Below are 20,155 nucleotides of genomic sequence, written 5' to 3'. Positions count from 1 at the left end.
CAGCCACTCCGTTACGGTTTACGGTCCGAGTCGATGGGCGCCGCCACCCTAGCCGCGGGGTACGACAAGTTTGGGCCCGCCGAGGTACAGCGCCCCCGCGAGGGCGGTCATTCCCGTCACCCGGCGGGGTGAACGATATCCCGGACGTCCCACATCGCCACGCCTCCGACCTGCTGCGGGGCACGTCCGAGCAGGTTGGTGACGATCGTCTCCAGCAGGTCGTGGTTCGGCGCGTCGGGTGTCAGCACGACGACCGCGGCCCGCCAGTAGGTCAGGTCGGCGGTCGCGGCCCGCCGGTCGGTGTCCGTCAGCACCGGCATCCGACCGTACGCCCCCGCGAGGCGCAACAGGTCCGAGGTAGGCCGGGGCGCCGCGTTCCACGACCCGGTCCGGTTCCCCGGCGGGTTCGCCGGCCCCATGAAGTAACCCCGCGGCGTCTTGTATCCCTGCCCGGACAGGGCGAACCACCGCATGCCCGTACGCCCGGTGGTCACCTCGGGCATCGGCACGGTCACCAGCGTGCGGTCGGCCGGCACGTACGGCTCCCACATCCGCTGCGCGATGAACGGCGGCAGCGGCGCGGCCTCGACGGTCGGCAGGGGCTTGGGCAGCACGGGCACGACGGCGAGCGCCATGCCGGCCCAGAACGCCACCCGCCGCCGGTGCGGCAGCAGCCCGGCCCGGTCGGCGGCCAGCGCGATCAGCACGCCGATGATCGTGGCGGGCACCATCGCGAACCGGGTGACGCTGACCAGGTCGATCACGGGCACGTGTGCGATCAGCGCGAACGGCAGCGGGATCCCGGTGTCGTGCCCGGCGACGCGCAGCTCCGGCCCCATCGACATGAGCAGCAGCACCACGCCGGCGACGAAGGCGGCGCGCGCGGCCGTGTCACGCCACAGCATCCGCATGGCGACCACCAGCATCACCAGCATCGGTACGCCCCAGAAGGTGTTCTCCTCCGTGGGGCTCACAGTCAGCGCCCGGGCGAGGGCCGCGTTGCCCGCGAGCGACTGGCGGGCGTACGCGCCCAGTGACACCAGATCGGTGACGAACTTGCCCGGCTCGAACGGCTGCCCGTGATAGCTCTGCGGCCCGGCGAACTGCCACCACAGCGGGTACGCGAGCAGCACCAGCGAGGCCCCGGCCGCCACCGCCAGCCCCGCCCCGAACCGGCGGGCCACCTGCCGGGCCGCGGCGAAGTCGAAACACGCGTACGCCACCACGAAGACGAACAGGGTGAGTGCGGTGAAGAGCAGGCTCTCCTCGTTGATGAACACCTGCAGCACGATGAGCAGCGCCAGGATCAGCCCGCCGCGTACGGCCCGGCCAGGCTCTCGCAGCCGTAACACCTGCCAGACGATGAACGGCACGACGAACTGCGCGACGAAGTTCACGTGCCCGCTGGCGTGCGACACCATCGCCGGGGCGAACCCGCACCACAGCCCGCCGAGCCAGGCGGCGCGACGGCTGCGGACGAGATGCCGCGACAGCACCCACCACCAGGCCCACGCCGTTCCGGCCAGCCCGAGAGTGATCAGCAGGACGACCGTGACCCCGACGCCGAGGAAATGCGTGACCGGGGCGAGCGGCAGGCTCAGCGCCAGCACCGACGTCTGCGCCATCATGTTGACGCCGTCGGGGACGTTGAAGCGGTCGGTGAAGAACGGGTTCTGCCCGTGGAACACGACCCGCTCGCCGTGCGTGAGCAGCACCATGAAGAAGCCGTGGTCGTCGTCGTTCGACGACAGCACCCGCCCGCTCGGGTCCGCCCAGAGCTGGACGGTCACCAGCACGGCGAGGGCCAGGTAGCTCAGCAGCCCCCAGAGCCCACGGCGGTCGCGAGGCCGCGGCGTTGCGGGCTCGACGAGATCGGGCTGGTCGGCGACGACCTGTTCCTCTACCGCGGGCACCGGTGCATTCTGCCAGAGCCGGCCGTCACCGCCGCGGTCTGCGCCTGCCCGGCCCGGCCGCCCCGGCCAGCCGCGCGGCCCGCCGGCCGCTCTCCACGGCGACCTCGCGGTGCAGCTTTCGCCAGCTCTCGAGCCGTCGCGGCAGCAGGGAACCGTCGGCGAGCGCCGCTTCCACCGCGCAGCCAGGCTCGCCGTCGTGACGGCAATCACCGAACCGGCACTGCGTGGCCAGGCCGGCCACGTCGGCGAACGCTCGCTCGAGTCCCTCACCGGTGTCCAGCAGACCCACCCCGCGGATGCCGGGCGTGTCCAGCACGGCGCCGCCTCCGGGAACGAGGACGAGACTCCGGTACGCGGTCGTGTGCCGGCCCTTGCCGTCGACGTTGCGAATCTCCTGTACGGGCATCACGTCCGTGCCCGCCAACGCGTTGACCAGCGTCGACTTGCCCGCCCCGGACCGGCCCAGGAGGGCCAGGGTCCGGCCGGGCGTGACCAGGTCCCGCACCTCGTCGAGCCCCAGCCCCTCGTGAACGCTGATCGCGTGGACCCGTACCTTCGGCGCAAGCTCACCGAGCTGGCGCGCGACCGCTTGCGGGACCCGTGCGGTGTCGCTCTTCGTCAGCAGGACCACCGGCCGCGCGCCGGACTCCCACGCGAGGGCGAGAAGGCGTTCGACCCGGGCCGCGTCGGGTTCGGGATGCATCGGCTCGACGACCGCAACGGTGTCCATGTTGGCGGCCAGCACCTGGCCGGTGGAGTCCTTGTCGGCGGTACGGCGGATCAGCGCGGTGCGCCGCGGCAGCACGACCTCGACCGTCGTCCGGCGATCCGGCCAGCGCCTCAGCACCACCCAGTCGCCGGCGCACGGAAGGTTCGCCGGGTCGCCCGCGGCGCCGAGCAGAACGGTGCCGGACAAACTCGCCCGGTGCACACCGTCGGCGGCGAGCACGGTGCAGACGCCGCGGTCGGCGCGCAGGACGCGGCCGGCCGTCGCGTCGGAACGATCGAAGCACCGGTACGCGGAAGCCAGCGTTGCGTCCCAGCCCAGCGCGGACAGGTCAGACATGGACACCCAACCTCCTCGCAGGTCCTGTCGACGTGTTGCACAGACCGTACGAGCGGCGTCACCGCCAGGGGAAGCGAATTCCGGTCCACCGCCGCACCGGGCACCCACTAGGGTCGAGGGCGTGACGATCGATCCGCTGGTGCTCATGACCGATGTCGACCAGGCGACGGAACGCCTGATCCGTACGGCCGAAGGGCTGGAGCCCGGCGCGGAGACCGCGCCCTCCCGGCTGCCGGGCTGGACGATCGGTCACGTCCTGACCCACGTGGCCCGCAACGCCGACGCCTACACCAACCTGCTGACCTGGGCCCGCACCGGCGTGGAGACACCCGCGTACGCGACCCCGACCGCCCGCGCCGAGGGCATCGAGGCCGGCTGCCGGCGTCCCCTGGACGAGCAGATCGCGGACCTGCGCGACTCGCACGAACGGTTCGCCGACGCGGCCGCGGCGATGCCCGCCGAGGCCTGGACGTTCCACCTGGCCGCGACCGGACAGTCCGCCGCGGTGGTGCCGTGGGCCCGGCTGCGCGAGGTCGAGGTGCACCACGTCGACCTCGGCCGCGGCTACACCCCGGAGGACTGGTCGGACGCGTTCGCGCTGCGCCTGCTCCGCGAGATCGTCGCCGGCGCCGGCAAGGACGCACCCGCGCTGGTGCTGCGCCCGCACGGCCTGGACCATTCGCTGTCCATCGGTACGGTCACCGACGGCACCCCGACGATCGGCGGCCCCACCCGTTCCATCGCCTCGTGGCTCGCCGGCCGCACCGACGGCTCCGACCTCACGGTGTCCCCCGACGGCGGACTGCCGACTCCCCCGAAGTGGAAGTGACGATGACGTACACCGGAGACGTGAGCCGGGGTTCCGCCCCGGCCGTCCGCGAGCTCCACGGCCTGACCGTGACGAAGGTGTCGGTCGGCCCGATGGACAACAACGCCTACCTGCTGCGCTGCGCGTCCGACGGCACCCAGGTCCTCATCGACGCCGCGAACGACGCCGGCACCCTGCTCGACCTCATCGGCGACGGCGGCCTGTCGGCGGTGGTGACCACCCACCAGCACGGCGACCACCACGCCGCCCTGTCCGAGGTGGTCAAGGCCACAGGGGCCCGCTCGATCGCGGGCGCCGACGACGCGGACGGCATCCCCGTGGTCACCGACACGGTCCGCGACGGCGACACCATCGCGGTCGGCGACTGCACGCTCGAGGTGATCCACGTCGTCGGCCACACACCGGGCAGCATCGTGCTCCTCTACCGCGAGCCGGCCGGCATCGCCCACCTGTTCACCGGCGACAGCCTCTTCCCCGGCGGCGTCGGCAACACCCGCGGCAACAAGAAGAACTTCGAGTCGCTGATCACCGACGTCGAGACCAAGCTGTTCGACCGGCTGCCGGACGACACGTGGTTCTACCCGGGCCACGGCAAGGACTCCACGCTGGGCAGGGAGCGCCCCCATCTGGCGGAGTGGCGCGCCCGCGGCTGGTGACTCAGCTACCGGTCAGCGCATTCCGGATGGTGGCAGCCTCGGTGGGCAGGGAGAACATCGGATAGTCGTACGCGATCGCGTTGTCGTGCTCCTCGGCCGAGGTGGCCGCGACACAGTCGGTCAGCGTGATGACCCGGTAGCCGTTCTCGTACGCGCTGCGCATCGTGGACTCGACGCAGCAGTTCGTCAGGAACCCCGCCAGGATCACGGTCTGGATGCCGCGGCTGCGCAGGATGAAGTCGAGGTTCGTGCTGGCGAACGTGTCCAGGCCCCGCTTGCCCTCGATGAGGATGTCGCCCTCCTCGGGTGTGAGGTCGTCGACGATCGCGGCCCCCCAGGTGCCCTTCACGAACGCGTTGCCGTCGACGACGCCCTTGAGGATCCCGTACGGATGCCGCGACAGCTCGGTGTACCCGGGCGCGAAGGTGATCGGCGCATGCATGATCGTCACCCCGGCGGCACGCGCGGCGTCGACGAGCGCGACCGTGTGGGCGAGCATCCCCGTCTTCTCCATCACCGGCGCGACCGCCGCGTGCAGCACACCGCCCTCCGAGGTGAACTCGTTCTGGAACTCGATGAGGACGATCGCCGTCGTCGCGGGGTCGAGGTGCAGCGTCTCGGACATGCCCACTCCCTGGTTGCCTGTGCCGGCCGTCACACCCACCCTAGGGGCGGCGACGGCTCCGGCGAAAGCTTCCCCGTACGCCATGCAACCGATCGGCTACGCGATGCGGTCCATTCTCGGGTGCCGGTTGACCGGCCTGGGCTTGTTCCCCCTCGGCTCCTCCTCCGGCTTCTGCCCCGACTTCTCCCTCGGCGAAGGGGCCCGGCGGGCGGTCCGGGCTTGTCCGCCCTGGGCGGAAAGGGTCCGGCGGGAGGTCCGGGCGCGCCTAGACTCGGCGGCACCCCTCGAGCCCCCGGAGGCCACGATGGATCTGCGCCACGACCCGCTGCGCTGGCAACCGTCCCAGCCCTCCCCCGAACCGTGGCGCACCCCCGGCCCGTGGCCCGACGCCATGCCCGGCGGCGCGGGCCCGCAGATTCCCGGCTGGCTCGAGGAGCGCCTCTTCGACCAGCGCATCGTGATGGTCCGCGGCCCGCTCACCGCGCAGGCGGCCTCCGGCATCGCGGCGGCCCTGCTCACCCTCGAGGCGGCCGGCGCGGAGCCGGTCCAGCTGCACGTCGCCAGCGGCGGCGGTGAGCTCAACGCGGCGCACGCGGTCATCGATGTGATCGACGCGATGGCGGCCCCCGTGCACGCCGTGGTCACCTCGGAGGCGGGCGGCGCGGTTCTCGCGGTGCTGGCCGCGGCGACGAAACGCTCGGCCTACCGGCACGCCCGCTTCCGGATGACGGAGCCCCGGGCGGCGGGCGTCATGGGTACGGCCGACGAAGTCGCGGCGGCGGCCGGGCAGCACCTGCGGGAGCTGGAGGAAGTGGTGCTGCGGCTGGTCGAGGTGACCGGCCAGACGCGCAGCCGGATCGAAGACGACCTGTCGGCGGGGCGCGTGCTGTCGGCGGCGGAGGCGCAGGAGTACGGGCTCATCGACGAGGTCATCGCCGGCAAGGCGCCGTAGCCCGCACGCACCGCCATAAACAAAACGGCAGGCCGTCTGGCCTGCCGTTTCGTGTAACTCATGGCGCGGGTGAACCCTCGAGCCTCGCAACCGCGCGGCCCGTCACCTCACGGCCTCGCGCACCGAGATCCGGACGCCGGAGCGACCGTGCCCAGGTCCGCGATCTCGCCGGAGCGAGATTACTCGGCGACCTTGACGCCCATCGAGCGCGCGGTGCCGGCGACGACCTTGACGGCCGACTCGAGGTCGTTGGCGTTCAGGTCGGGGAGCTTGCGCTCGGCGATCGAGCGGATCTGCTCGCTGCTGAGCGTGCCCACCGTCTGGGTCAGCGGGTTGGACGCGCCCGACTGGATGCCCAGAGCCTTGCGGATCAGGAAGCTCGTCGGCGGCGTCTTGTAGGTGAGCTGGTGGCTGCGGTCCTCGAAGACGCTGACGATGACGGGGATGATCTCGCCACGGTTCTTCGCCGTCGCCTCGTCGTACTCCACCTTGACGGCGCGCATGTTGGCGCCGGTCGGGCCGAGCATCTTACCGAGGTCCACCATCGCGGCGTTACCCGCCTCAAGCGCGAGGGTCACCTCATGGGTCTTCTTCTTGGGCGGCATTGCGCAAAAGCTCCTTAGTGTGTGCTGCACGGGCCGAAGTCAGGAGCTCGCCAGCATCATCAACGCACGACAACCCCGAGACTTTACTACCGGGCTCGTTCACGGGTCAAAACGCCATGGGGTGAGCAGCCGGCGGGCACAGTCTCGGGTTCCACCGGCCATGATAGCTCGGCCGTGACCCGCCCCGCCGACCCGGTCACCCGCCCGGTCCCCGGGCCCGCGGGAGTCGGCCACCCCGGCTCAATACTTGTCGCAGTAACACGACTTCATCAGCGACCGCACCACGTCCACATACCCCGGGTTCGGAAGCTGCTTGTCCGCGTACGCGGCATCGACCCCACCGCGACCCACGTTGTAGCCGGCGATGACCATGTTCAGCAGGCACCTGCTGGAATGGGTCTCGCACTTGCCGGCGCTGAGGTCGTAGCTGCCCTTGAAATAGGCGTCGCCGAAGACCTTCGTGAGCCAGGCGAGGTAGTTGGCGCCGAGCACCGAGTTCTGCCGGTAGTCGTGGCTGTCGAACGACTGGCCGAAGCGCTGGTTCACGAACGCCTCGGTGTCCGGCATCACCTGCATCAGCCCACGCCCGCCGTCGCAGTTGACGATGTTCGACTGCCAGCCGCTCTCGTGCCAGGCCGTGGCCAGCACCAGGCGGGCCGGCAGCTTCAGCTTCGGCGCCGACGTCGGCCAGTAGGTCCTGCCCGCCGCGGCCAGCAGGGCCGACTTGGCCTTGGCCTTGGAGACCGCCTTGCCCTCCCGGGTGGCGCACGCGGGTAGCTGGAAGTTGTTCGGGTCCTCGGTCGGCGTCGGCTTGGTCCGGCTCGGCTTGGGCTTCGGCTTGCGGGTGGTCGGCGACGGCGACGGCGTCGTGGGCTCGGGCTCGGCCGTCTCCGGCACCGAGCCGGTCTCCTCCACCATCGGATCGGACGCCACCACGCCGGTGAGCGCGCTGGGCTCGTCTCCCCCGCCGCCGCCCAGGCCGCAGCCGGCCACGACGATCGTTCCTGCCAGCGCGGCGGCGAGCCACCGGAGCCTGCGTTGCATCGACGGAGCCTCCCGCGGTCGCCCGATGATCCACGCACGCTAACAGCGGCCGGAGCCCGGCGCTGCCCGGCAAAACGGACGTACGTGACGGGCGTCGCAACCGGTTCCGGTGTCCACACCCCGGACGGCACCAGCAACGCAGACCGGGGACAATGGGTGCATGCAGACCCGCACCGACCTACGCAACGTCGCCATCATCGCCCACGTGGACCATGGCAAAACCACCCTGGTCGACGCCATGCTGCGCCAGGGCAGCCAGTCCCACGCGCGGGGCGAGATGGCCGACCGCGTCATGGACTCCATGGACCTGGAGCGGGAGAAGGGCATCACGATCCTCGCCAAGAACACGGCGATCAGCTACCGCCCCGCCGACGGCGAGCCCGTCACCATCAACATCATCGACACCCCCGGCCACGCCGACTTCGGCGGTGAGGTCGAGCGCGGCCTCACCATGGTCGACGGCGTCGTCCTGCTCGTCGACGCCTCCGAGGGCCCGCTGCCGCAGACGCGCTTCGTGCTCCGCAAGGCCCTGCAGGCCAAGCTGCCGATCATCCTGGTGATCAACAAGGTGGACCGGCCCGACGCCCGGATCAAGGAGGTCGTCGACGAGACGTACGAGCTCTTCCTCGACCTCGACGCCGACGAGCACCAGATCGAGTTCCCGATCGTCTACGCCTGCGCCCGGGACGGCATCGCGTCGCTGAACCAGCCCAAGGACGGCACCGTCCCCGACGACAGCACCAACCTCGAGGTGCTGTTCAGCACGATCCTCGACACCATCCCGGCCCCGACCTACACCGAGGGCGCGCCGCTGCAGGCGCACGTCGTCAACCTCGACGCCTCCCCGTTCCTCGGCCGTCTCGCCCTGTGCCGGGTGCACGAGGGCACCATCCGCAAGGGCCAGACCGTCGCGTGGTGCAAGACCGACGGCACGATCAGCAACGTGCGCATCTCCGAGCTGCTGATCACCGAGGGCCTGGACCGCAAGCCCGCCGAGAGCGCCGGCCCGGGCGACATCATGGCGGTCGCCGGCATCGCCGAGATCATGATCGGTGAGACGCTCGCGGACGCGGAGAACCCGATCCCGCTGCCGCTCATCCAGGTCGACGAGCCCGCCATCTCCATGGTCATCGGCACCAACACCTCGCCGCTGGTCGGCCGGGTCAAGGGCGCCAAGGTCACCGCGCGCATGGTCAAGGACCGGCTCGACAAGGAGCTGGTCGGCAACGTCTCGCTGCGGGTCCTCCCGACCGACCGCCCGGACGCCTGGGAGGTCCAGGGCCGCGGTGAGCTGGCCCTCGCCATCCTGGTCGAGCAGATGCGGCGCGAGTCGTACGAGCTGACCGTCGGCAAGCCTCAGGTGGTCACCAAGACGATCGACGGCAAGCTGCACGAGCCGGTCGAGCGCCTCACGATCGACGCCCCGGACGAGTACATGGGCGCGATCACCCAGCTCCTCTCCACCCGCAAGGGCCGGATGGAAGAGCTGATCAACCACGGCACCGGCTGGCTGCGCATGGAGTGGCTGGTGCCCGCCCGCGGCCTCATCGGATTCCGTACGGAGTTCCTCACCGAGACCCGCGGCACCGGCATCATGCACCACCTGTTCGAGGACTACGAGCCGTGGTTCGGCGAGCTGCGTACGCGCCAGAACGGCTCGCTGGTCGCCGACCGCGCCGGCGTGGTCACCGCCTTCGCCATGACCAACCTGCAGGAGCGCGGCCAGCTCTTCGTGGAGCCCACCACCGAGGTGTACGAGGGCATGATCGTCGGCGAGAACAGCCGCCAGGACGACATGGACGTCAACATCACCAAGGAGAAGAAGCTCACGAACATGCGCTCGTCGACCGCCGACGAGACCGAGAAGCTGATCCCGCCGCGCAAGCTGTCGCTGGAGCAGGCCCTCGAGTTCTGCCGCGAGGACGAATGCGTCGAGGTCACCCCCGCCGCCGTCCGGATCCGCAAGGTCGTGCTCGACCAGCAGACCCGAGGCCGCGCTGCGGCGCGGCGCAAGCACCAGCAGTAACCCGTCGCGGGTACGGTGCTCAGCGCCGTACCCGCAAACGGTCGTGACAGAGGCCCACGCCCACCGCGAGGTGGACGCGGGCCTCGCGCGTCTCCCAGGCCACCGGGGTGCCCCCGGGCCCGCCGGGCCACCTGGCGCACGCCCCGCAGCGCACAACTGGCGGATCTTGCGGTCTTCGCGCCTCGCCCCGGCGTTGGGCACTTCGCGGGTCTCAGGCGTCTCCCGGACGCGGGCCCCGCCCGCCTGCCGGTCGCGGGCTCGCGCATGTCCCGGGCCGACGGCCCTTGCCGGCTCTCCGGATCCCATGCCGCCCCTGCCTGGCAGCCGGCGCCCTGGCGCGCCTCCCGGGCCGCCGCAGCCTCTCGGGCTGCCAGGCCTCCCGGGCCGCCGCAGCCTCTCGGGCTGCCAGGCCTCCCGGGCCGCCGCTGCCCCTCGCGCCTCCCCCGCTTCCGCGCCCCGCGTGGCCCCTCTTGCCTTCTCCCGGCTTCGGCGCTCTCGTGGCTGTCAGGCCGCGGTGTCCAGCAGTTCCTTCTTGCGGTCGCGCGACGACTTCGCGAGGCTCGCGGCCGTGGCGACGCCGAGGGTGCCGAGGATGACCAGCAGCGACAGCCAGATCGGGATCTCCGGCGCCCAGTGCACGCCGTGGCCGCCGTTGATGAAACCCAGTGAGTTGGTGTGCAGCGCCTCGAGGAACAGCTTCACGCCGATGAAGGCCAGCACGAACGCCAGCCCGATGTTGAGGTAGACCAGGCGCTCCAGCAGGCCGCCGAGCAGGAAGTACAGCTGGCGCAGACCCATCAGGGCGAAGACGTTGGCGGTGAAGACCAGGTACGGCTCCTTCGTGATGCCGAAGATCGCCGGGATCGAGTCGAGCGCGAAGATGAGGTCGGTGGTGCCGATGGCGATCATGACGATGAGCATCGGCGTGAACAGCCGCCGGCCGGTCTCGGTGACGACCGTCATCCGCCCGCTGTCGAAGGAGCTGGAGACCGGGAAGATCCGCTTCGCCCAGCGGATCAGGATGTTCTCCTTGAACTCCTCCTCGCCGTCACCGCCGCGCAGCAGGGTGATCGCGGTGTACACCAGGAACGCGCCGAAGATGTAGAACACCCACGAGAACTGCTGGATGAGCGCGGCGCCGGCGGCGATGAACGCGCCCCGCATGAGCAGCGCCAGCACGATGCCGATCAGCAGCACCTTCTGCTGGAACTGCCGCGGCACGTTGAACCGCGCCATAATGATCATGAAGACGAACAGGTTGTCGACGCTCAGCGAATACTCGGTGAGCCACCCGGTGTAGAACTCCCCCGCGGGCGTCCACCCGGCGACCAGCCCCAGCCCGGCCCCGAACAGCAACGCGAGGCCGACGTAGAACGCGACCCACGTGCCGGCCTCCCGCATCGACGGCTCGTGCGGCCGCCGCCCGACGATCAGCAGATCGACGGCGAGCATGACGACGAGGGCACCGAGGGTGGCGAACCAGACCCAGGCATGCACGTTCAACGAGGACCTCCGGCAGACACGGTTCATCGCCGCCCCGGCTCAAGGCGCCGAAGCAGCGACGTACGGCTGTCGGAGGTCTCTTCCGCCCCCGCCGCAAACCCCGCACCCGGCGAAACGACCCCCATTGCCCGGGTGATCCCGCGCTGAGCGGACACCTCCCGAACAACCAGGCTCATCTCCCGCCGAAGCCACGGCAAGCGAGAACCACCGGCCCCGGGCGCGCCCCGAGGGACGCAGACCGTGCTGACGAGACCGGCGCAGAGGAATACTCCCCTCCTACGCGAGCCATTGTGTCCCATGCCGGGGGTGAGTGACACATCGACCCGGAGAATCGTGTCCATACTCTCGCCTGGCGGCGTTCAAGAGGAGGACATCGGGCACGCGAAGCCCATTGATCTTCCGCAACCAGCCGGGGCGCCCCCATCGATGCTTCGCAACGGGCCGAGACACGTCCTCGGCCGCCGTTGATTCTTCGCATTCCCGGGGCGCATTTGCCACAGGACAAGGCCCGCCTGCGCACATCCCCTTGATCATCCTAGGAGGCTAGCCTCATCTCTCACCGGGACATGTCACCTCAATGCGAAGCGGGCCCGCCGCCCGTCTGGCCGGGACATGTCACCTCAATGCGAAGCGGGCCCGCCGCCCGCGATGCTCAAATCCCAGCCGGCGGTACAGCTCCACAGCCGGATTATCGACATTCACGTCGAGCCAGGCCTCAGCCTCGCCGTCGCGCCGCATCCGCCGCAGCGCTTCGCACACCAACGCGCCGCCGAGCCCCCACCCGCGGGCCGCCGGCACCACACCGACCTGCACGATCCACCCGACGGCGGCCGTCACGAACCCGGCATCGCCGGCGCCGGGCACCGAAGCAAGCAGCGACCAGCCCGGCCGGAAATCCTCGTCGACCACCCCGGCCGCCCACTCCTCCTGCGTCCACCCCGGGAACCCCGGCCGATCACGGAACGAAGCCTCATAAACCCGAAAGAAGCGCCCCACGGTCTCCGCGGACCATTCGGCCAGGCGAGTCCCCTCGGCCCACCCCCTTTCGGGTACGCCGCCAGCCAAGTCGATGCGCATGACATCCTCGGCGAACACCTGGCGCAGCCCATGATCGGCGAACAGCCGTGCCGACGTACCCGTCAACGACTCGGTCTCGACCGTGACCTGACCGCCGAGCCGGCGCCCCTCGGTCAACCCCCACCCGAGCAGCCGGCCGCCCACGCCCGCCGACCGGCGATCGGGATCCACGAGCCCCACGAAGATCGCACCGTGCGCCCAGGTTGGCCCGTCGCCCCGAGCCGGCCGGAGGGCACCGGCGGCCACCAGGCGGCCGTCGGAGTCTCTGACCTGCAGGCCCCGTACCGCCTCGCCCGTCCACCGTCCCCGCAAGAACCCGTGGTCCGCGACGAGCGGCAACCCGCCGTCGACGGCGAGGCAACGACCGGCGAGCTCCGCCAGCTCAGCGACGTCGGTGAACGGCAGGGAAACCCAAGCCACGTCCTTATGCGCAGACACGGCGGTCACGCTAGCGAGATCGAAGCCCGGGCCCCACAGATTTAGCGGGTGACGGCCGACCTACGCCCCAGCGGCCGAGGCCGTGGACCCACCACTCGGGCCTCGTTTCTCACGTCAGCCGAAGCCGGTCGGCCCGCACTCGTCCGCCGTTCCTCACATCAGCCGAGACCGTCGACCCATACCCGGGGTCGAGGGCGGTGGACCCACACCCAGCGGGCCGTTCCGCACCACAGCGGGCTGAGCCGTTGTCGACTGGCGGCGCCGGAGGGATCGGCGTATGCGGGTCAAACGGTCTCGGAACGGCGAGTCCACGAACTGCCCCCGGGCATGTCGCAGGGCGCTCGCCCGCACGCGCCTCCCTGCACTTTCCGTCGATCGGCAGCACGGCCAAGCCCGCGGCCCGCCGGGAGCGCGAGACAGCCCGCGTAGCCTGTCCCGCGCAGAGGCCGGCCGTCCTCGGCGGAACGCAGGCTGACCCGCGCAGAGCGCGCCCGGCAGGCGCTCGTCGAAGCAGCCACCCGCCTCGCGCCGAGCGCGGCTTGTCCTACGCAGAGCCCTGCTGTTCCCACGCGGAACGCAGGCTGACCCGCGCAGAGCGCGCCCGCCAGGCGCTCGTCGAAGCAGCCACCCGCCTCGCGCCGAGCGCGCTGTCCGCGCACAAGCGGCCGTTCGACGCTGAACGCGGCCCGTCCGACGCTGAACGCGGCCCGTCCGACGCTCAACGCGGCCCGTCCCACTCAGAGGGGGTGAGGGCGTCTTGCACGGAGGGGCGGCCCCGGGGAGTGCCTACTTCACACCGGCCACGTCCATGCCTCTCAGTTCCTTCTTCAGCTCGGCGACTTCGTCGCGGATGCGGGCCGCCAGTTCGAACTGGAGCTCGCGGGCCGCGGCCAGCATCTGGTCGTTCAGGTCCTGGATCAGCTGGGCCAGTTCGGCGCGGGCCATGCCCTCGCGGGCCGGGGCCGAACCGGCGCGGGCCTTCGAGCGGGTTTCCGGGACCGGGGCCTTGCCGCGCGACATCTGACGGCCGGCGCCGCCGACGACGTGGCCGCCGGGGCCGTGGCCGCCGATGGCCGTGTCGGTGTCCTCGGCCTCGCGGTAGATGTCGTCGAGGATGTCGTGGATCTTCTTGCGGAGCGGCTCCGGGTTGATGCCGTTGGCCTTGTTGTGGGCGATCTGCTTGGCCCGGCGGCGGTCGGTCTCCTCGATCGCGTCGCGCATCGACGGGGTGATCTTGTCCGCGTACATGTGGACCTGGCCGGAGACGTTGCGGGCCGCGCGGCCGATGGTCTGGATCAGGGAGCGGCCGCTGCGGAGGAAGCCCTCCTTGTCGGCGTCCAGGATCGCGACCAGCGACACCTCGGGCAGGTCGAGGCCCTCGCGGAGCAGGTTGATGCCGACCAGCACGTCGTAATCGCCCTTGCGCAGCTCCTTGAGCAGCTCGACGCGGCGCAAAGTGTCGACCTCGGAGTGCAGGTAGCGGACGCGGATGCCGTTCTCGAGCAGGTAGTCGGTCAGGTCCTCGGCCATCTTCTTGGTGAGCGTGGTGACCAGGACGCGCTCGTCGCGCTCGGTCCGCTCCTTGATCTCGTGCATCAGGTCGTCGATCTGGCCCTTGGTGGGCTTCACGACGACTTCCGGGTCGACGAGGCCGGTGGGGCGGATGACCTGTTCGACGTACTCACCCTGGGCGTGCTCCAGCTCCCACGGGCCGGGGGTCGCGGACAGGAACACCATCTGGCCGACGCGGTCCAGGAACTCGTCGAAGCGCAGCGGCCGGTTGTCGGCGGCGCTCGGGAGCCGGAAGCCGTGCTCGATGAGGATGCGCTTGCGGGAGGCGTCGCCCTCGTACATGCCACCGATCTGCGGGATCGTCACGTGCGACTCGTCGATGACGGTGATGAAGTCGTCCGGGAAGTAGTCGAGCAACGTGTACGCGGGGTCACCGTACGACCGGCCGTCCATGTGCATCGAGTAGTTCTCGATGCCGTTGCAGAAGCCGACCTGGCGCATCATCTCGATGTCGTACGTCGTGCGCATCCGCAGCCGCTGCGCCTCGAGCAGCTTGCCCTGCCGCTCCAGCTCGGCGAGGCGCTCGGCGAGCTCGGCCTCGATGTCGCGGATGGCGCGCTCCATGCGCTCCGGGCCGGCCGCGTAGTGCGTCGCCGGGAAGATCACGAGCTGGTCGACCTCGCGGACGATCTCCCCGGTGAGGGGGTGCAGGTAGTACAGCTTCTCGACCTCGTCGCCGAACAGCTCGACGCGCACGGCGAGCTCCTCGTACGCCGGGATGATCTCCAGGGTGTCGCCCCGGACCCGGAACGTGCCCCGTTGGAAGGCCATGTCGTTGCGCGAATACTGGATGTCGACGAGGCGGCGCAGCAGCTTGTCACGGTCGACCTCCTGGCCGACCTTCACCTTGACCGCTCGCTCGAGGTATTCCTGCGGCGTGCCGAGGCCGTAGATCGCCGAGACCGTGGCCACCACCACGACGTCACGCCGGGTGAGCAGGGACATCGTCGCGGAGTGGCGCAGCCGCTCGACCTCCTCGTTGACCGACGAATCCTTCTCGATATAGGTGTCGGTCTGCGCGATGTAGGCCTCGGGCTGGTAGTAGTCGTAGTAGCTGACGAAGTATTCGACCGCGTTGTGCGGCATCAGCTCGCGGAACTCCTTGGCGAGCTGGGCACAGAGGGTCTTGTTGGGGGCGAGCACAAGCGCGGGCCGCTGCAGCTTCTCGATGAGCCACGCGGTGGTCGCGCTCTTGCCGGTGCCGGTGGCGCCGAGAAGGACCGTGTGGCGGTCGCCCCGGCGCACCCGGCGCTCCAGCTCGGCGATGGCGGTGGGCTGGTCACCGGCCGGCTGGTAGTCGCTGACGACCTTGAAGGTGCCGTCGAGTCGTGGGATGTCGAGCGCCATGGGGACAACCGTACGTCGGGGGTGTGACAAGTTTCCGCGGCCTCGGCCGACGGGTGTTCGCAGGGTGCACATTCCGTCCCGCCCCCAGGCATTGTCCCTGGTTGCGGGCGGCCCTACCCTGGTCCGGTAGGCCGCTCGCGGCGGCCGCCCCTCCGATTCCGGCACCACCACACGGCGCCACGGACGGGTTTGAGATCGCAGCCCCGGCGTCATGCCGGTGAGCGCATCTGAAGGGACCACGCGAGACGTGGACCGGGCCGCCGCGAGCGCCCCTTCGTGTCCGAGGCGCCGCGCAGGCCGACCTGGGCGGACTTGAGCCGCTGACAACGCCGCTGGTCCGGGGACAGATCCGGCGTTCAAGGCCGGCGCTGAGAAGGGACGTGTCAGCGCCAGCGTGTCAAAGCTGGGGCACCAGAAGCCACGGCGTCAGAAGGCGGCGCATCAGAACCGACGCATCAAGCAGCGGCACGTCACGAAGCGGCGCGTCACGAGACGGCGCATCACGAGACGGCGCATCACAGGGCGACGCGTCAAGCGCCGGTTGGGGCCTGCCAGTCCAAAGCCTCCGCCCATTCCTGCGCGGCCTGCGCTTCCCTGTCGAACCATGGTTCCTTTGCTGCCGCGTACCCGTCGACATCTGAGTGGGCAGCGGCCCAGTCACGCTTCGCGGCTGCGTACTCGTCGCGCGCTTGTGGGTTCGCGCGGAGGTGGTCGCGCGTCAGGAGGGCGAAGCGCCAGCCCGGGGAGCCGGTGACGCGGACGTGCAGGTTGACCGGGCGGCCCGGGTCGGCGCTGCCGTGCAGGCGTTTGGGCCAGGTCTTCCCGGGGGTGCCGCGGGCGTTGTCCCACCACTCCCCCTCCCGGCGCGGCAGGCCGGCCTCGGCCAGAGCGTCGGCGAGCTTGTCCGCCTGCTCGAGCGTCGGAACGGCCAGCATCAGGTCGATGAGGTCCTTCGCCGGGAGTCCCGGGACCGCCGTGGACCCGATGTGGAAGACGTCGGCGGGCCCGCCGAGCTGCGGGCGGAGGGCGTGGTCGATCCGGGCGATCAGGCGGGCGGCCTGGGTGGGCCAGGTCGGATCGGGGGCCACGACACGCAGCGTCCCGTCGGACGGTGCGGACCTGCGAAGCCTCAAGTTCCTCTCGTACGGCCGGAGGCGCTCGTGCCACAACCGGTCGACCTGAGTGTCGAGCTCGGCCAGGGACCCGTTGTTGTCGATCACCACGTCGCCGGCCGCGCGCCGTTCGGAGTCCGCGGCCTGGGCGGCGATCCGGGCGCGGGCCTGCTCCTCGGTCATCCCGCGGGTCTGCACGAGCCGGTCGACCCGGAGCGCGGGCTGGGCGTCGACAACGACGACGAGGTGGTACGTCGGCACGAGGCCGGTCTCGACCAGCAGCGGGACGTCGTTGACGACGATGGCGTCGGGTGGCGCCCCGGCGGTCAGGGCGGCGGTGCGAGCGCGTACCCGCGGGTGGATGATCTGCTCGAGCTGTCGCCGGGCGGTCTCGTCACCGAAGACGCGCGCGCCGAGAGCCGGACGGTCGAGCTCACCGTCGGCGCCGACGACGGCCGGGCCGAAGACATCGACCACCGCTGCCAGCCCGTCGGTTCCGCCGGCGACGACTTCCCGGGCCAACATGTCGGCGTCGATGACGACCGCGCCGAGCTGCCGCAGCCGTTGAGCGACGGCGCTCTTGCCGGCTCCGATTCCACCTGTGAGACCCACCTTCAGCACGCCGACCAGTATCCCGGGTCGATCTTGCGGTGTCAGGTCGGCGGATCCGGGGCTGTGGATAACGACGGAGGGGGCGGGCGGCGGAACGCCGTCAGGGCGGCCCGGGGAACCACACCAGGGCGCCCGGCGGAACCACACCAGGGCAGCCCGGCGGAACCACACCGGGGTGGGCCGGCGGAACCACACCCGGGGCGGCCCGGCGGAACACACCGGGTGGGCCGGCGATGAAGGAGCGGGGTGAGGGCAAGGCGCGGCGGGGAACGCCGGAGGCCGCGGCAGGGTGGGCCTGAGGTGTTACGGCTGCCACGAGGCCTGACGACCGACGCTCTGTAGCAAGCCTCGGACGACCGATCACGGCCAGCGGGCTACGGGCGGCGGGTTGGGGCGGTGAGTGACGTCGGGGTGGGTGCTTGCTGGGGGCGTACCGGGGCATGAAGAAACCCCGCCCACCCGGCCGGAGCCGGATGGGCGGGGTTTCGTCGATCAGATCCGGGTCAGCTCTTGCCGCCGGCGAGCTTCTCGCGCAGAGCGGCGAGGGCTTCGTCGGTGGCCAGGGTGCCGGCCGGCTCCTCCGCAGCGCGCGCCGGGGCCGACGTGCTGGTGGAGGTGGAGGAGGACGAGGACGACGTGGTCACGCCGCCCGCCGGGGTCGGGTTGAGAGCGGCCTCGGCGTCGGCCTCGCGGGACGCCTGCACCTGCTTGGTGTGGGCCTCCCAGCGCTCGCGGGCGTCGGCGTACTGCTTCTCCCACGCTTCGCGCTGCTTGTCGAAGCCCTCGAGCCACTCGCCCGTCTCCGGGTCGAAGCCCTCCGGGTAGATGTAGTTGCCCTCGGCGTCGTAGGTGGCCGCCATGCCGTAGAGGGTCGGGTCGAAGTGCTCCTCGCCCTCTACGAAGTTCTCGTTCGCCTGCTTCAGCGAGAGCGAGATCCGGCGACGCTCCAGGTCGATGTCGATGACCTTGACCATGACGTCCGAACCGACCTGGACGACCTGCTCGGGCAGCTCGACGTGACGCTCGGCCAGCTCGGAGATGTGCACCAGGCCCTCGATGCCGTCGTCCACGCGGACGAACGCACCGAACGGAACCAGCTTGGTGACCTTGCCCGGCACGATCTGGTTGATCGCGTGGGTCCGGGCGAACTGGCGCCACGGGTCTTCCTGGGTCGCCTTCAGCGACAGCGAGACGCGCTCGCGGTCCAGGTCGACGTCGAGCACCTCGACCTCGACCTCCTGGCCGACCTCGACGACCTCGGACGGGTGGTCGATGTGCTTCCAGGAGAGCTCCGAGACGTGCACCAGGCCGTCCACGCCACCCAGGTCCACGAAGGCGCCGAAGTTGACGATGGAGGACACGACGCCCTTGCGGACCTGGCCCTTCTGGAGCTTGTTGAGGAACTCGGTGCGGACCTCGGACTGGGTCTGCTCGAGCCACGCCCGGCGGGACAGGACCACGTTGTTGCGGTTCTTGTCCAGCTCGATGATCTTGGCCTCGAGCTCCCGGCCGACGTACGGCTGGAGGTCGCGCACGCGGCGCATCTCGACGAGGGACGCGGGCAGGAAGCCGCGCAGGCCGATGTCGAGGATGAGGCCGCCCTTGACGACCTCGATGACGGAGCCGCGAACGACGCCGTCGTCCTCCTTGATCTTCTCGATCGTGCCCCACGCGCGCTCGTACTGCGCGCGCTTCTTCGAGAGGATCAGCCGGCCTTCCTTGTCCTCCTTGGTGAGGACGAGGGCTTCGATGTGGTCACCGACCGACACCACTTCCGCGGGGTCCACGTCATGCTTGATCGACAACTCACGCGAGGGGATCACGCCCTCGGTCTTGTAGCCGATGTCGAGCAGGACCTCGTCCCGATCGACCTTGACGACGGTGCCTTCGACAATGTCGCCGTCGTTGAAGTACTTGATGGTCTCGTCGATGGCTGCGAGGAAAGCTTCCTCCGAGCCAAGATCGTCGACGGTGACCTTGTTGGCGCTCGAGGTGGCCTCGATGCTGCTCGTCATGTGGACTGTTGCTCCGAACGGATGGTGTCGTGGTGTCTCTCGCGCCCCGCGGAACTGACAGCGGACACAGCACGAACAACCGGTGATCACGACGCTGGAGCTTGGCGATCAAGCGAGGGCGATCAAACGAGCAGGATCATGCTGGGACCGACGTCTTGCGGAACCTGCTCCCTGCCGAGGCACACGATCCGCGAGCGCATCGACTAGCTTACCGTGCGCATTACCACAGGTTGCAAGCCCTCCTGAGGACCGAGGCACATTCGTCCCGGGAACGCGGTCGCCAGGGGTGTTTTGTGCCATTTCGGGCGGTGGGAGCGGCGGTGGAGAGCGCGGGCGAGGAGTGGGGTGGGCGCGGTTGAGGCGGCCGGAGGTGGCGCGGGCGGGAGCGAGCGGGAGCGGGAGCGAGCGGGAGCGGGAGCGAGCGGGAGCGGGAGCGGGCGGGAGCGGGCGGGAGCGGGAGCGGGCGGGAGCGGGAGCGGGCGGGAGCGAGCGGGAGCGAGCGAGCGGGAGCGGGAGCGAGCGGGAGCGGGAGCGAGCGGGAGCGGGCGGGAGCGGGAGCGAGCGCTGAAGCGCGGCGTGGGAGCTAGCGGAGCGAGCGCTGGGTGGTGGGGCTATGGCTGGGCGGGGCGGCTCGGGCGCCTCGGGGGGAGAGGCTGGGGAGCATCGGGTACGGGGCTGCGCAGCCCTCGGGGCGGGACCGGGCGCTGGGTGATCACGGCGGCGCAGGCCTGAGGCGGTTTTGTCGTACTGTCCCCGTACGGTG

14 protein-coding genes are annotated in these 20,155 nt (G+C 70.6%); 4 read left to right on the top strand and 10 right to left on the bottom strand.

Annotation, left to right across the window (positions count from 1 at the left end; all coding sequences use genetic code 11):
* Positions 1 to 116: 116 nt before the first annotated feature.
* Positions 117 to 1,913: a hypothetical protein gene (locus AB0K03_RS33865; RefSeq protein ID WP_364693630.1), complete on the bottom strand. Its 1,797-nt coding sequence runs from the start codon at positions 1,911 to 1,913 to the stop codon at positions 117 to 119.
* Between the two features lie 25 nt (positions 1,914 to 1,938).
* On the bottom strand, positions 1,939 to 2,979 hold the full coding sequence (rsgA, locus tag AB0K03_RS33860; RefSeq protein WP_364693627.1) for a ribosome small subunit-dependent GTPase A: 1,041 nt from the start codon (positions 2,977 to 2,979) through the stop codon (positions 1,939 to 1,941).
* Positions 2,980 to 3,100: 121 nt separating this feature from the next.
* Between rsgA and AB0K03_RS33855 the strand changes: the two genes are divergently transcribed.
* Positions 3,101 to 3,808 carry a maleylpyruvate isomerase family mycothiol-dependent enzyme gene (locus AB0K03_RS33855; RefSeq protein ID WP_364693624.1) on the top strand — a complete coding sequence of 236 codons (708 nt, stop codon included), beginning with the start codon at positions 3,101 to 3,103 and terminating at the stop codon, positions 3,806 to 3,808.
* A gap of 2 nt (positions 3,809 to 3,810) precedes the next feature.
* On the top strand, positions 3,811 to 4,464 hold the full coding sequence (locus AB0K03_RS33850; protein ID WP_364693621.1) for an MBL fold metallo-hydrolase: 654 nt from the start codon (positions 3,811 to 3,813) through the stop codon (positions 4,462 to 4,464).
* 1 nt (position 4,465) lies between these two features.
* On the opposite strand, the gene AB0K03_RS33845 is transcribed toward AB0K03_RS33850, so the two are convergent.
* Positions 4,466 to 5,089: a cysteine hydrolase gene (locus AB0K03_RS33845; protein WP_364693619.1), complete on the bottom strand. Its 624-nt coding sequence runs from the start codon at positions 5,087 to 5,089 to the stop codon at positions 4,466 to 4,468.
* A 304-nt stretch (positions 5,090 to 5,393) separates the two neighbouring features.
* Here AB0K03_RS33845 and AB0K03_RS33840 point away from each other — a divergent pair, with 304 nt between their 5' ends.
* Positions 5,394 to 6,041: an ATP-dependent Clp protease proteolytic subunit gene (locus tag AB0K03_RS33840; RefSeq protein WP_364693616.1), complete on the top strand. Its 648-nt coding sequence runs from the start codon at positions 5,394 to 5,396 to the stop codon at positions 6,039 to 6,041.
* 179 nt (positions 6,042 to 6,220) lie between these two features.
* On the opposite strand, the gene AB0K03_RS33835 is transcribed toward AB0K03_RS33840, so the two are convergent.
* Positions 6,221 to 6,646, bottom strand: a complete 426-nt coding sequence (locus tag AB0K03_RS33835; RefSeq protein WP_364693613.1) for a 50S ribosomal protein L11 — start codon at positions 6,644 to 6,646, stop codon at positions 6,221 to 6,223.
* 240 nt (positions 6,647 to 6,886) lie between these two features.
* Positions 6,887 to 7,690 carry a lytic transglycosylase domain-containing protein gene (locus tag AB0K03_RS33830; RefSeq protein WP_364693610.1) on the bottom strand — a complete coding sequence of 268 codons (804 nt, stop codon included), beginning with the start codon at positions 7,688 to 7,690 and terminating at the stop codon, positions 6,887 to 6,889.
* A gap of 160 nt (positions 7,691 to 7,850) precedes the next feature.
* Between AB0K03_RS33830 and typA the strand changes: the two genes are divergently transcribed.
* Positions 7,851 to 9,716, top strand: coding sequence for a translational GTPase TypA (gene typA, locus AB0K03_RS33825; RefSeq protein ID WP_364693607.1), 1,866 nt, complete (start codon positions 7,851 to 7,853; stop codon positions 9,714 to 9,716).
* Positions 9,717 to 10,220: 504 nt separating this feature from the next.
* Here the strand turns inward: typA and AB0K03_RS33820 are convergent.
* The 5 genes from AB0K03_RS33820 to rpsA all read right to left on the bottom strand — a co-directional run bounded on the left by AB0K03_RS33820 (position 10,221) and on the right by rpsA (position 19,392).
* A complete protein-coding gene (locus AB0K03_RS33820; protein ID WP_364693687.1) occupies positions 10,221 to 11,213 on the bottom strand; it encodes a TerC family protein in 993 nt (330 codons plus the stop codon).
* Between the two features lie 621 nt (positions 11,214 to 11,834).
* Positions 11,835 to 12,743 (bottom strand): N-acetyltransferase, encoded by a 909-nt coding sequence (locus AB0K03_RS33815; protein ID WP_364693604.1) that lies wholly within the window; start codon positions 12,741 to 12,743, stop codon positions 11,835 to 11,837.
* Positions 12,744 to 13,520: 777 nt separating this feature from the next.
* Positions 13,521 to 15,653: an excinuclease ABC subunit UvrB gene (gene uvrB / locus AB0K03_RS33810; protein ID WP_364693601.1), complete on the bottom strand. Its 2,133-nt coding sequence runs from the start codon at positions 15,651 to 15,653 to the stop codon at positions 13,521 to 13,523.
* Positions 15,654 to 16,183: 530 nt separating this feature from the next.
* Entirely contained in the window at positions 16,184 to 17,386 is a 1,203-nt protein-coding gene (gene coaE / locus AB0K03_RS33805) for a dephospho-CoA kinase (protein ID WP_364693598.1), read from the bottom strand.
* Between the two features lie 494 nt (positions 17,387 to 17,880).
* Complete coding sequence (gene rpsA, locus AB0K03_RS33800; protein WP_364693595.1) at positions 17,881 to 19,392, bottom strand: 30S ribosomal protein S1; 1,512 nt, start codon at positions 19,390 to 19,392, stop codon at positions 17,881 to 17,883.
* Between the last annotated feature and the right edge of the window lie 763 nt (positions 19,393 to 20,155).

This window comes from Actinoplanes sp. NPDC049316 (assembly GCF_040677315.1).
In the GTDB taxonomy this organism is placed as follows: Bacteria; Actinomycetota; Actinomycetes; order Mycobacteriales; family Micromonosporaceae; genus Actinoplanes.
This window is presented reverse-complemented; position numbering and strand designations above follow the sequence as displayed.